Origin of the sequence: Sphingomonas sp. SUN019 (assembly GCF_024758705.1) — a bacterium.
Classification (GTDB): domain Bacteria; phylum Pseudomonadota; class Alphaproteobacteria; order Sphingomonadales; family Sphingomonadaceae; genus Sphingomonas.
Genome location: NZ_CP096971.1, coordinates 2,704,292 through 2,715,697, shown reverse-complemented (window position 1 = coordinate 2,715,697; position 11,406 = coordinate 2,704,292). Strand labels below are relative to the sequence as shown.

Here is an 11,406-nt window from a genome sequence, read left to right as displayed (position 1 = left end):
ATGAAGGCGATCCTGATCACCGGCGGCGGCTCGGGCATCGGCCGCGCAGTCGCGCAGCATTTCGCCGCGCAGGGCTGGCGCGTCGGTCTCGCAGACATCAACGAACGCGGCCTCGCCGAAACCGCAGCACTGCTCCCCGCCGATCGCACCACCATTCATCCGATGGACGTGCGCAGCATCGAGGATTGGGAGGAGACGCTCGCCGCCTTCACCAAGGCCAGCGGCGGTCGCCTCGATGTGCTGTTCAACAACGCCGGGATCGGCCAGGGCGGCCCCTACGGCCAGATCGCGCTCGACGAACTCGACCGCGTCATCGACATCAACTTCCGCGGCGTCGCCTACGGCGCCCGCGCGGCGTACCCGTATCTGAAGGCGACGCCCGACAGCTGCCTGCTCAACACCGCCTCGGCCTCCGCGATCTACGGCTCGGCGGGCCTCGCGCTCTATTCCGCCACCAAATTCGCGGTACGCGGGCTGACCGAGGCGCTCGACGGCGAATGGGCCGCCGACGGCATCAAGGTCCGCGACCTGATGCCCGGCTTCATCGACACCCCGATCCTGTCGCTTCGCGCGGACGGATCGAACCGCACCGCCCGCGACGCGGTGGTCGATGCAGGGCTGGAATTCACGCCCATCGAAACCGTCGCGCAGGCCGCCTGGGACGCGGTCCACGGCGACAAGGTTCACGCCGTCATCGGCAAGACCGCCCGCCGCCTTACCTTCGCCGCCCGGTGGACGCCCGGACGGCTGCGGAAATTGATGCGAAGCCGGGTGCTCAACGACTAAATCCTCCCCTGCAAGGGGAGGTGGCGCGCAGCGCCGGAGGGGTGTCGACCCCTCGATAGCGCGACACCCCTCCGTCAGCGCTTCGCGCTGCCACCTCCCCTTGCAGGGGAGGATCAGAAGGCTGAGCTAACCATCCAATATCGTATCAATCGCCTCGGCCAGCTCGATATCCCGCTCGCTCAGCCCACCCGCGTCATGCGTGGTCAGCAAAATCTCCACCCGGTTCCACACGTTCTTCCATTCCGGATGATGCTCGGCCTTTTCCGCGATCAGCGCGACCTGCGTCATGAAGCCGAACGCCTCGGCGAAATCGGTGAACACGATCGACCGCGTGATCGCGTCGCGCGCCTCGTCGTAATCCCAGTCGGGCAGGCCGTCCAGCGCATCCGCCCGTTCGGTCTCGTTCAATTGCTCGACCATGATCCGGCTCCTTCCCGCGTGCGATGTCACGGGGTATGGCGTAGGGCATGGACGGGCAAGACCTGATCGGCGAAGCGCCCTCCCCCGACACGTTCGAGCGCGTCGCACGCGCCACGATCGAAAAGCTGCCGGCCGAATTTCGCGCGCATCTCGGTGAAATCGTGCTGATCGTCGAGGAATTCGCCGACGACGAAACGCTCCGCGGCCTGAACATCGAACACCCGCTCGACCTCACCGGCCTGTACCACGGCCGCCCGATTGGGGAGAAATCGGTGTTCGAGAGCGGCGCGACGCCCGATCGCATCCACCTCTACCGCCAGGCCATTCTGGCCGAATGGTGCGAAACCGGCGTCCGCCTCGACGATCTGATCGCGCACGTCACGATCCACGAGATCGGCCACCACTTCGGCCTCAGCGACGACGATATGCACGCGCTGGAAGACGCGGTGGCGGATTGAGCCTGCTGCGGTTCGACCGGGTGGCGTGCGTCCGGCGCGGGCGAATGCTGTTCGAGGGGCTGTCGTTCACGCTGGAGCCGGGCGGCTCGGCGATCGTCACCGGCCCCAACGGCGTGGGCAAATCGAGCCTGATCCGCATCGCCGCCGGTCTGCTGCCCCCCGCCGCGGGCCGCGTCGAACGCGCCGACCCACCCGCGCTGCTGACCGAAGCCGCCGCGCTCGACCCCGAACGCACGCTGGCGCAGGCGCTGGACTTCTGGGCGAAGATCGATGGCGTTACGTTTGCCCGCATCGACGAGGCGCTGACCGACCTCGACCTCTCCGACCTGATCGACATCCCCGTCCGCCTCCTCTCCACCGGTCAACGCCGCCGCGCCGCACTCGCCCGCGTCCTCGCGTCGCCCGCAAGCCTGTGGCTGCTCGACGAACCCGCCAACGGCCTCGACGTCGCCGCGGTCGAGCGCCTCGAAGCCCTGATCGCGCGCCATCGCGAAACCGGCGGCGCAACGCTGATCGCGACCCATCAACCGATCGAAATGGCCGACGCGCAGGCGATCACGCTCCACCACCCCCACCCCGGCGAAGGCCAGGGCCCAGTTTCGGACCGCTTGCAACTGGGCCCCGGCCTGCGCCGGGGTGGTGCAGGGGTGGAGGCGCAATGATCCCCCTCATCCTCCGCGACATCCGCCGCGGCTACGCCTCGGGCGGCGCGACGCTGATCGTCGCCTTCTTTTTGCTCGTGACGACCCTGTTCCCGTTCGCGATCGGCCCCGACACCAAACTCCTCGCAAGGATCGGCGGCGGCGTGATCTGGGCCGCCGCGCTGCTCGCCGCCCTCCTGCCGGTAGAACGCCTGATCGCCCCCGATCTCGATTCGGGCGTGCTGGATCAACTGGCCACCCGAGGCATCCCCCTCCCCGCGATCGCCGCCACCAAGATCGCCGCCCATTGGCTGGCCTTCGCCCCCCCGCTGATGATCGCCGCCGTCATCGCCGCAGGCCTGCTCGACCTCTCCGCCGAAACCCTGCTGCTGGTCGAAGCAGGCCTCGCGATCGGCACCCCCGGCCTCGCCGCGCTCGCGGTCGCCACCGGCGCGCTAGTCGCAGGCCTCCGCGGCGCAGGCGCTGTCGCTGGCTTGGTCATGCTCCCGCTCGCCATCCCGCTGCTGATCTTCGGCGCAGGCGCGATCGAAGGCGGGCCGGGCGGGCTGAAACTGTTAGCGGCGGTCAGCCTCCTGCTGGTCGCAGGCGCGCCGTTCGTGGCGGCGGCGGCGATGCGGGCGGGGATGGAATGACGTCAGTGAAACGTAGGCGGCGTTCCGACAATGGCGTAGTGAGCCCAGTGTTCTAACGGTATTGCTTGAACGACTTCGGCGAATACGGTCTCTCCAGCAATAGCCTTATCAAACCAGAACGAAACATCCCCATCGGATCTGCGCTCGACATATATTGGCCGAAACCCCACCGCCTCGAACGACGCAACGACAGAGTCGGCATGTTCTGGCTTGATCCGGATACGTGCGCCGACCCGCCGATCCGATGGCGGTCGCTCGCTCAGCGTGACCACCGCGCCCAGATCGCGGTCGGCAGCACCAGCCCCCGCGCCTCCTCGCGCACGCCCAGTTCCCCCGCCTCCACCGTGCCCGGCAAATCAGCAAAAGCCTGCCGCAGCATCTCCCCGATCGCCAGCGCCGACATCCGCACGGCGTAAACCGTCAGGAACAGCGCGCGGGACTCCGCGTCCAGCAACCGCCGGCAATCCGCGATCAGTCCCGGCAGGTCTTCCTCCAGCCGCCACACCTCGCCCTCCGGCCCGCGGCCGTATTTCGGCGGGTCGAGCAGGATCGCGTCGTAGCGCCGCCCGCGCCGCACTTCGCGCGCGACGAACTTCGCCGCATCGTCGACGATCCAGCGCACCGGCTTGCCCGAATGGCCCGACAGCGCCGCGTTCATCCGCGCCGCCTCGACCGACTTCTTCGACGCATCGACATGGACGACGCGCGCCCCCTTAGCCGCGAACGCCAGCGTGCCGACGCCGGTATAACCGAACAGGTTCATCACCTCCGGCGCGTCCAGCCCCTCGATCTTCTCGCGAATCCAGCCCCACACCGGAGCCATGTCGGGGAAGAACCCCAGATGCCGGAACGGGGTGGTCTGCGCGTGGAAACGCACGTCGTCCCACGCCAGCGGCCAGCCCTCACGCGGAGTCGGCTCGGCATAATGCCATTGTCCGCCCCCGTCCTCGTCCGCGCCGGGAATGAACTCCCCCGTCGCGCGCCAGTCGTCGCTCGCGGGCGCCCACAACGCCTGCGGCTCGGGCCGGATGAAACGGAACCGGCCATAGCGTTCGAGTTTCCGGCCGTTGCCGGAATCGATCAGGCCGTAGTCGGCCCAGGGTTCGCCGATGAGGGTCTTCAGGTCCACGCCGACCTCACGCAGGGGTCGCGCGCGGCGACGTATTCGCTGACCGCATCGAACGTCGCATCGACCGTATCGAACCGCTCCGCACGATCGAACAGATCCCCGATCCGGCCCGGCAACGACGGCCGCAGTCCCGTCGCCCGCTCCACCGCGTCGCGGAACTTCGCCGGATGCGCGGTCGCCAGCGTCACCATTGGCACGCCGTCCACCGCCTGCCGCCGCGCCGCCGCCAGCCCGATCGCAGTATGCGGATCGATCACTTCGCCCGAATGCTCGCTCGCCCAGCGCATCGCCAGCGCCATCTCGTCGACATCGACCCGTTCGCTGAAAAACAAGCCACTCGCGCCCTGCGACTGCGCATTGGTCAACCGCATTGCGCGACTGCGCTCGAAATCCTTCATCTGCGCCGCTAGCGCGCGCCCGTCGCGCCCGCCCAGATCGAACAGCAGTCGTTCAAAATTCGACGACACCTGAATATCCATCGACGGCGTCGGAGTCGCAATCACCTCCCGGCTCGAATAGTCCCCGGTCGAAAGAGCACGCGCGAGGATGTCGTTGACGTTGGTCGCCACCACCAATTTGGCGATCGGCAACCCCATCTTCGCCGCGACATAGCCGGCGAACACATCGCCGAAATTCCCCGTCGGCACGCTGAACGCCACCGCGCGTTCCGGTCCGCCCAGCCGCACCGCTGCATAGAAATAATAGACCACCTGCGCCATCAGCCGCGCCCAGTTGATCGAGTTGACCGCGCTTAAGGTGAACCGCGACGAAAACGCCGGGTTGTTGAACATCGCCTTCACCAGGCCCTGCGCGGTGTCGAAATCGCCGCGGATCGCGATGTTGTGGACGTTGGGCGCGATCACCGTCGTCATCTGCCGCCGCTGGACGTCGCTGACGCGTCCCTCCGGGTGCAGCATGAAGATGTCGATGCCGTCACGCCCCGCCACCGCGTCAATCGCCGCCGACCCCGTGTCGCCGCTGGTCGCACCGATGATCGTCAGCCGCGTATCGGTGCCGGTCAGGAACTTCTGGAACAACTGCCCCAGCAATTGCAGCGCCACGTCCTTGAACGCCAGCGTCGGGCCGTGGAACAACTCCATCAGCCACTGGTCGTGGTCGACCTGCACCAGCGGCACGATCGCCGCATGCGAAAACCGCCCGTAAGCCGCCTCGCACAACGCCTTCAATTCGTCGCGCGTCAGCGATCCCGCGACAAACGGCGCCATCACCGCCACCGCCGTATCGACGTAGGACAACCCCGCCAACCCGGCGATCTCTTGCGCGCTCAGCGTCGGCCAAGTCTCGGGCAGATACAGCCCACCATCGGAAGCCAAGCCCGCCAGCGTCGCGCCGCGGAAATCGAGGGCGGGCGCATCCCCGCGGGTGCTGACGTACCGCATGGGAAGCGCGGTTAGCGGGGGTCGCCGCTCCGGGCAATCCTGCGCCGGACCGCAATGACATAGATCACCGCCGCCACGATCGCGAAGAAGAACCACTGGAACGCGTAGGCAAGGTGGTTGTTCGGCACCAGCGACACGTCCGGCCGCGTGTTTGCGGTCAGCCCCGCCGCGGGCGTATCCGCCACTAGCAGCATTTCGCGCGGGGCCTTATCGAATATCTTCGCGATCAACGGGCGCGCGTCGGGCGCGTGGCTGATCCAGCCCGACACTTTGCCGCCCCGCCAGGCGACCTTCGCGTCCACCGACCGAGTCGTCCCCAGTTGCACCCGAAACCCCGGTCCCTCCGCCCCGGTGCGGCAGTTCGCGATCATCCGGTAACCGGCGTTCCCCGCCCCCGACCGGTCGATCGACACCGGCTCCAGGCAAAACGCGCTCGTCCGCCGGAACAACAGGCTGTCGTCGGGAAAGCGCGGAAAGGCCGTAGCGGGCAGCGATGGATTGGCGGACAGCTGCGCCAGTTGCGCCTCCTTCTCCGGCAGGCGGATGAGCAATTGCCATAAGCCAAGCCCGATCATCGCCGCCACCGCCAGCGCGACGATCACGCTCGGCACCACCGGCCAGCGCCTCATTTCGCGATCCGTCCCTCTTCCGCCGCGTTGCGATATTCCAGCGCGAGCAGCCAGCCCTTCGCGAGCCTGAGCGACGCAAGCACCGCGCCCGCGGTGATCGGCACCCACAGGATGACATGGACCCACCACGGCGGCCCGGCCGACAGCTCCAGCACGATCGCCGCCGCCACCACCGCCGTACCCAGGATCAGCGTCAGGAACGCCGCCGGCCCGTCACCCACGTTGAAGCTGTTGAAATCGAGCCCGCACGCCGCGCATTCCGGCGCAAACCGCGCCACACCCGCGAACAACGTCTTCGCGCCGCACCGCGGACACAGGCCCTTCAGCCCGCAATCGAGCGGGCGCGGCTCTTTCGTGGCCGCGCCCTTATCGATCATCCGCCCCAATTACCCACCGTGCACCGGCGCGCCCCAGCCGCCCCAGACATAGACCGAGACGAACAGGAACAGCCACACCACGTCGACGAAATGCCAATACCAAGCCGCCGCTTCGAAGCCGAAATGCTGTTTCGGGGTGAAATCGCCGCGATACGCGCGGATCAGGCACACGATCAGGAAGATCGTACCGATCAGCACGTGGAACCCATGGAAACCCGTCGCCATGAAGAACGACGCGCCATAGTTCAGGCCCTTGAACGGGAACGGCGCGTGGGCGTACTCATAGGCCTGGATCGCAGAGAAGATCGCGCCCAGCACGATCGTGATCCACAGCCCCTTCAATACGCCGTCGCGATTGCCGACGCCCAGCATGCCCCAGACGCCGGTCTTTTCGCCACCGCGCTGGTTGTGGATCATCGCGTGATGCGCCCATGTCACTGTCGTGCCCGAACACAGCAGGATCAGCGTGTTGAGCAACGGCAGTTCGAACGCGTTGATGACTTCCAGCCCCTTCGGCGGCCATTGCGCGACCAGCGCCGCGCCTTCCGCTGCGCGTTCGACCTGGCCCTCGACGAAGCTCATCGCGGTCGGGAACAGCGAGAAATCGAAGAACGCCCAGAACCAGCCGACGAAGAACATCACTTCGGACGCGATGAACAGGATCATCCCGTAGCGGAAATGCAGCTGCACGACCGGGGTGTGATCGCCCGCGTGCGCTTCCTTGATGACATTGCGCCACCACGAGAACATCGTGAACAGCACCGCGGAAAGCCCTGCGAAGAACAGGAAACCGCCACCGTTGGGCTTGCCGACATGGCCACCGTGCATCCACATGATGCCGCCTGCGGCCATCGCCAGCGCGGAGAACGCGCCGATCAGCGGCCAGATATCGGGCGGAAGGATATGGTAATCGTGGTTCTTGGCGCCGGCCATCGGAGCTTCCCTGTCGTCTAAGTCGGTCTGTCTGATACGGCCCTAGCTTGCCGCTTTGCCGGAATCCACCGGGTAAAACGTATAGCTGAGCGTGATCGTGGATATGTCGTTCGCATCCGGGTCTTTCAGGATCGCGGGATCGACGTAGAAGATCACCGGCATCCGCACCGTCTCGCCGGGCTTCAACGTCTGCTGCGTGAAGCAGAAGCATTGGATCTTCGTGAAATATTTGCCCGCCTGCGCGGGCGTGACGTTGTACGTCGCGGTCCCGGTGACCGGCACCGCCGCGCGGTTCGTCGCGGTGAAGAACGCCATGTCGCGCGCGCCGATCGCCACGGTTTCGCTAGCCGCCTCGGGCGCGAAACGCCACGGCAGCTTCGGACTGACGTTCGCGTCGAATTCGATCCGCACCTGCCCGCCGACCGCGCCGGGGGCCTTCAGTCCGACCTGCGTCGTGCCGTTCAGCCCGGTCACCTGACAGAACAGCCGGTACAGCGGTACGCTGGCCCAGGCGAGCCCGGTCATGAAACAGATGCCCAGCACCGCGAACATCGCCGTCCGGCCCTTGCCCGCAAACACCCGCGGCGCTGCAGCCTGCGTCGCCATCAGTGGTTCATCCCTGCGCGGATCTTCACGATCGAGATCGCGAATACCAGGATCACGAACGCGCCCAGCAACAGCGCCATCACGGTCGCGCGGCTTTTTTGCCGGCGGCGGATCAGGTCTTCGTCGTCACGCATCATGCCAGCACCCAGCGATCGACGACCAGCGCCGCAAACACCACGAAGAGGTAGAGGATCGAGAATTTGAACAGCCGCTTTTCGGGCGTCATCTTGTCCTCGGCTCCCGTCCGCCGCACCGCGACGCGGTACGCCAGCCAGCCGAAATACGCCGTCGTCGCGACCGATACGATTCCGTAGATCACGCCCGCCAGCCCGAGTGGCCATGGCGCAACCGCGGCGATCGCCATCGGGATCGTGTAGATGCCGATATGCTGCCGCGTCACGACTTCGCCCGCCACCACTGGCAACATCGGCACGCCCGCATTCGCGTAATCGGTCTCGACGAACAGCGCGAGCGCCCAGAAATGCGGCGGGGTCCACAGAAAGATCAGCATGAACAGCAACACCGGCATCAATGTCACATCGCCGGTCGCCGCGGCCCAGCCGATCAGCGGCGGAAACGCGCCCGCCGCCCCACCGATGACGATGTTCTGCGGCGTCCGCGGCTTCAGCCACACCGTATAGACCAAAACGTAAAACAGGATCGAGATCGCGAGAATCACGGCCGACAGCACATTCACCGCCAGCCCCATCAGGATCACCGCGAAACTGCCGAGCCCGACGCCGAAATGCAGCGCCGCCTGCCGCTCCATCCGTCCGCCCGGCAACGGCCGCTTGGCGGTGCGCCGCATCGCCGCGTCGATATCCGCCTCATACCATTGGTTCAGCGCGCCCGCGGCACCCGCCGCCAACGCGATGCACAGGATCGCGGTGAAGCCGATCACGGGATGGATCGGCACCGGCGCAGCCAGCATTCCACACAATGCGGTGAACACCACCAGCGTCATCACGCGCGGTTTGGTCAACGCCAGAAAGTCGCGCCAGTCGGCCGGCGCCATCAGGGGGGTCGCGATGCTCATGATATGACCAGCGCCTATAGTCGCTTCGCGCGCACGAAGAAAGGCTCTGCGCACGCTGGCGCTAAGCCGTTCGCCCCGCACCAAAATCCGCATCTAACCCGTTTGGGTGATGCGCAATATCGTTACGGCCGTGATAACGATGTCACGAGGCGACGGACAGCAGCGACCGGGGGGTGCGCGCGGCCGTCGCCCCGAATCTACCCGGGGGCGGCGGCCGACATCGCGCAGATGTCGGCCGCTACGGGCAGCTTCCCGGACGGGCGCGCGGGTCTAGGCTCGCGCGTCGTTCGGGGCCGCCGGGCCGCGCGATTCATGCGACGCTTCGCGCGGTCCGGTGGCAAGCCTCAGCGGCGCTTCGCCAGCCAGTCGACCAGCAATCGTGTCACCGCCGCGGGCCGCTCCTGCTGCGTCCAATGCCCGCATCCGTCGAGCAGATGCCCCTCCAGGTCAGGCACGTTCGGCCGCATCAGCGCGACCGGATCAGCGACCGCGCCGAACAACGTCGTCGCCGGATCCTTCGTGCCGCCGATGAACAACGCGGGTTGCTCGATCCGCCAACCCTGGAACTGCTGCAGCCACTCGAAATCGCGTTCGTGGTTGCGATAGCGATTGATCGGCCCGCGAAACCCCGACGATTCGAACTCGCTCACGTAATAGTCGAGGTCCGCGGGCGTCAGCCATGCCGGAAAAGGATCGGGATCGACCATCTTGTCCAGCAGGGCCGCCCCCGCCGGCTTGTCGGGCCACGTTCCCGGCGGCGCATCGCCCGAGATCGCGAAATAGAACTTCCGCAGGAAATCGCGCACGTCGCGCTCCGCCTCCTCTTCGGGCGGCCCCTCGGCCTGGAACCACTCCTGATAGAAGAACCGCCCCTTGTCGGTGAACGCCTGCCGGAACACCTCGGTGAACGGCCTCGCAGGCACCCCGGCATACGGCACCGACAACGCCGCGACCGCACTGAACCGGTCGGGCCGGGCCAGCGCCGAATTCCACACGATCGGCGCGCCCCAGTCATGCCCGGCGAGGATCGCAGGCGCGTCCGGCTGCAACGCATCCGCGACCCCGACAAGATCGCCGACCAGCCGCTCCATCGCATAATCCGCGACTGCCGCCGGCCTGTCCGACCCGCCATAGCCGCGCACGTCGATCGCCGCCGCGGTGAAGCCCGCATCCGCGATCGGCCCCATCTGATGCCGCCAGGAATACCAGCTCTCGGGAAAGCCGTGGACAAGGATGACCAGCGGCCCGCTTCCCTCGATCGCAACGCGCAAGTTAACCTCACCGGTGTCGATCATGCGGAAGTCAGGCATTTCATGCTCCTGTTATCTCGTTGCATATAGTCGCGTAATATGGCGCATCATGCCGGGGCACCCGCACCAAGCTCACCCGTCGGGTCGAGCAAGGTCAGCGCCGCGCCGTCACCCGCGGTCGCTGCGTCATGCCAGCGCCACAGCACCAGATTGACGCCGTCCGGTCGCTGGAACGACGGCACGAGCGCGCCGGCGCAATCCGCTGCGACCAGGCGATCGACCAAGGGCCAAGTCGGCGGTACGCCTCGCTCAATCGCGTGGATCGTCCGCCACGCGCAAGCCAGATCGGAAGCCGTTACCTTCAACTTTTCGCAGATTGCAGGATCGGTAAGGTCGACGATCACGTCTGCCGTTACGTCATAGGCGACAAGCGTGCCGGGCCGGATCAGATCCTGATGCATTTCGGCGATTGCGGTGTTGTAGTCGCGAGAGAGATAAAGCGCGAGAACGCCCGGAGGATTGAAGCGCCCGCCGGTGACGTGTGATCCGCTATCGAACGGCCGCTGCTGCCAGCGAACCCCGAGCATCCGCCAGAAGCGGCCTGATAGCGGTGCGAAGAGCGAATCTATCGCCACTTTTATGCCGGTCGCGTCAATCCGCCGCCACCGACGTCAGGCATGGACGCCCTGTTCCATGCTTTCCAACGTCCACATCACTGCCGCCGCATGACCATCCTCGACCATCTGCTCAGCTGTGCGATTGCCGAAACCGGGGATCGGCTGATGCTTGAACCAGATGATCGCGCGACCTTCGTCGCCCGCCATCTCGGCCGCCCGCGCGATGATCCGCGCGATTTCGCCCAGTTTGGCCTGCACCGCCGGACTTCCCGGTCGGGCAGCCATCGTGTTGCGGTTCAGATGCGCCAACTTCGACAACCGCGTCATCGGCAACCGCAACCGGTCGGCCATGCGCTTCGGCGCGATCACGTCGCCGTCGCGAATGTCATCCAAAAAAGCAGCAAGCATCAGGCACTCCTTGCCCGATACATGCACCCAAAATGATTTCACTTCAATGATCACGCCCCAAAC

General features: G+C 66.4%; 16 protein-coding genes. 4 read left to right on the top strand and 12 right to left on the bottom strand.

Annotation, left to right across the window (positions count from 1 at the left end; genetic code table 11):
* Entirely contained in the window at window positions 1–786 is a 786-nt protein-coding gene (locus M0208_RS13060) for an SDR family oxidoreductase (RefSeq protein ID WP_258892114.1), read from the top strand.
* Between the two features lie 126 nt (window positions 787–912).
* Here M0208_RS13060 and M0208_RS13055 read toward each other — a convergent pair whose 3' ends face one another.
* Window positions 913–1,206 (bottom strand): 4a-hydroxytetrahydrobiopterin dehydratase, encoded by a 294-nt coding sequence (locus M0208_RS13055; RefSeq protein WP_408988097.1) that lies wholly within the window; start codon window positions 1,204–1,206, stop codon window positions 913–915.
* A 47-nt stretch (window positions 1,207–1,253) separates the two neighbouring features.
* Between M0208_RS13055 and M0208_RS13050 the strand changes: the two genes are divergently transcribed.
* Genes M0208_RS13050 through M0208_RS13040 form a run of 3 tightly spaced genes read left to right on the top strand, consistent with a single transcriptional unit; the run spans window position 1,254 to window position 2,958 of the window.
* On the top strand, window positions 1,254–1,664 hold the full coding sequence (locus tag M0208_RS13050) for a metallopeptidase family protein (RefSeq protein WP_258892113.1): 411 nt from the start codon (window positions 1,254–1,256) through the stop codon (window positions 1,662–1,664).
* Window positions 1,661–2,326 (top strand): heme ABC exporter ATP-binding protein CcmA, encoded by a 666-nt coding sequence (gene ccmA, locus M0208_RS13045; protein ID WP_258892112.1) that lies wholly within the window; start codon window positions 1,661–1,663, stop codon window positions 2,324–2,326. The genes M0208_RS13050 and ccmA overlap by 4 nt, the downstream gene beginning before the upstream one ends.
* The gene (locus M0208_RS13040) at window positions 2,323–2,958 is read left to right on the top strand and encodes a heme exporter protein CcmB (protein ID WP_258892111.1); all 636 of its coding nucleotides are present in this window, start codon (window positions 2,323–2,325) and stop codon (window positions 2,956–2,958) included. Before ccmA ends, M0208_RS13040 begins: the two co-directional genes overlap by 4 nt.
* 259 nt (window positions 2,959–3,217) lie before the next feature.
* On the opposite strand, the gene M0208_RS13035 is transcribed toward M0208_RS13040, so the two are convergent.
* From M0208_RS13035 to M0208_RS12985, 11 genes are all read right to left on the bottom strand, one after another.
* On the bottom strand, window positions 3,218–4,087 hold the full coding sequence (locus M0208_RS13035) for a class I SAM-dependent methyltransferase (RefSeq protein ID WP_258892110.1): 870 nt from the start codon (window positions 4,085–4,087) through the stop codon (window positions 3,218–3,220).
* Window positions 4,078–5,487 (bottom strand): threonine synthase, encoded by a 1,410-nt coding sequence (gene thrC / locus M0208_RS13030; protein WP_258892109.1) that lies wholly within the window; start codon window positions 5,485–5,487, stop codon window positions 4,078–4,080. Before thrC ends, M0208_RS13035 begins: the two co-directional genes overlap by 10 nt.
* A gap of 11 nt (window positions 5,488–5,498) precedes the next feature.
* Window positions 5,499–6,116 (bottom strand): SURF1 family cytochrome oxidase biogenesis protein, encoded by a 618-nt coding sequence (locus tag M0208_RS13025; protein ID WP_258892108.1) that lies wholly within the window; start codon window positions 6,114–6,116, stop codon window positions 5,499–5,501.
* A complete protein-coding gene (locus M0208_RS13020; protein WP_258892107.1) occupies window positions 6,113–6,493 on the bottom strand; it encodes a DUF983 domain-containing protein in 381 nt (126 codons plus the stop codon). The genes M0208_RS13025 and M0208_RS13020 overlap by 4 nt, the downstream gene beginning before the upstream one ends.
* Window positions 6,494–6,502: 9 nt before the next feature.
* Window positions 6,503–7,426, bottom strand: a complete 924-nt coding sequence (locus M0208_RS13015) for a cytochrome c oxidase subunit 3 (RefSeq protein WP_258892106.1) — start codon at window positions 7,424–7,426, stop codon at window positions 6,503–6,505.
* 42 nt (window positions 7,427–7,468) lie between these two features.
* On the bottom strand, window positions 7,469–8,032 hold the full coding sequence (locus tag M0208_RS13010) for a cytochrome c oxidase assembly protein (RefSeq protein WP_258892105.1): 564 nt from the start codon (window positions 8,030–8,032) through the stop codon (window positions 7,469–7,471).
* On the bottom strand, window positions 8,032–8,166 hold the full coding sequence (locus tag M0208_RS13005) for a hypothetical protein (RefSeq protein ID WP_258893314.1): 135 nt from the start codon (window positions 8,164–8,166) through the stop codon (window positions 8,032–8,034). Before M0208_RS13005 ends, M0208_RS13010 begins: the two co-directional genes overlap by 1 nt.
* Entirely contained in the window at window positions 8,166–9,068 is a 903-nt protein-coding gene (locus M0208_RS13000; RefSeq protein ID WP_258892104.1) for a heme o synthase, read from the bottom strand. The genes M0208_RS13005 and M0208_RS13000 overlap by 1 nt, the downstream gene beginning before the upstream one ends.
* Window positions 9,069–9,412: 344 nt before the next feature.
* Entirely contained in the window at window positions 9,413–10,378 is a 966-nt protein-coding gene (locus tag M0208_RS12995; RefSeq protein WP_258892103.1) for an alpha/beta fold hydrolase, read from the bottom strand.
* 47 nt (window positions 10,379–10,425) lie between these two features.
* Window positions 10,426–10,953: an RES family NAD+ phosphorylase gene (locus M0208_RS12990; RefSeq protein ID WP_258892102.1), complete on the bottom strand. Its 528-nt coding sequence runs from the start codon at window positions 10,951–10,953 to the stop codon at window positions 10,426–10,428.
* Between the two features lie 36 nt (window positions 10,954–10,989).
* The gene (locus M0208_RS12985; RefSeq protein ID WP_258892101.1) at window positions 10,990–11,343 is read right to left on the bottom strand and encodes an MbcA/ParS/Xre antitoxin family protein; all 354 of its coding nucleotides are present in this window, start codon (window positions 11,341–11,343) and stop codon (window positions 10,990–10,992) included.
* Window positions 11,344–11,406 lie beyond the last annotated feature (63 nt).

Excerpts from the sequence above, each read along its gene's own strand:
- M0208_RS13060 (WP_258892114.1), top strand. The coding sequence starts at position 1 with ATGAAGGCGATCCTGATCACCGGCGGCGGCTCGGGCATCGGCCGCGCA.
- M0208_RS13055 (WP_408988097.1), bottom strand. The coding sequence starts at position 1,206 with ATGGTCGAGCAATTGAACGAGACCGAACGGGCGGATGCGCTGGACGGC.
- M0208_RS13050 (WP_258892113.1), top strand. The coding sequence starts at position 1,254 with ATGGACGGGCAAGACCTGATCGGCGAAGCGCCCTCCCCCGACACGTTC.
- M0208_RS13040 (WP_258892111.1), top strand. The coding sequence starts at position 2,323 with ATGATCCCCCTCATCCTCCGCGACATCCGCCGCGGCTACGCCTCGGGC.
- thrC (WP_258892109.1), bottom strand. The coding sequence starts at position 5,487 with ATGCGGTACGTCAGCACCCGCGGGGATGCGCCCGCCCTCGATTTCCGC.
- M0208_RS13025 (WP_258892108.1), bottom strand. The coding sequence starts at position 6,116 with ATGAGGCGCTGGCCGGTGGTGCCGAGCGTGATCGTCGCGCTGGCGGTG.
- M0208_RS13020 (WP_258892107.1), bottom strand. The coding sequence starts at position 6,493 with ATGATCGATAAGGGCGCGGCCACGAAAGAGCCGCGCCCGCTCGATTGC.
- M0208_RS13015 (WP_258892106.1), bottom strand. The coding sequence starts at position 7,426 with ATGGCCGGCGCCAAGAACCACGATTACCATATCCTTCCGCCCGATATC.
- M0208_RS13010 (WP_258892105.1), bottom strand. The coding sequence starts at position 8,032 with ATGGCGACGCAGGCTGCAGCGCCGCGGGTGTTTGCGGGCAAGGGCCGG.
- M0208_RS13005 (WP_258893314.1), bottom strand. The coding sequence starts at position 8,166 with ATGCGTGACGACGAAGACCTGATCCGCCGCCGGCAAAAAAGCCGCGCG.
- M0208_RS13000 (WP_258892104.1), bottom strand. The coding sequence starts at position 9,068 with ATGAGCATCGCGACCCCCCTGATGGCGCCGGCCGACTGGCGCGACTTT.
- M0208_RS12995 (WP_258892103.1), bottom strand. The coding sequence starts at position 10,378 with ATGCCTGACTTCCGCATGATCGACACCGGTGAGGTTAACTTGCGCGTT.
- M0208_RS12985 (WP_258892101.1), bottom strand. The coding sequence starts at position 11,343 with ATGCTTGCTGCTTTTTTGGATGACATTCGCGACGGCGACGTGATCGCG.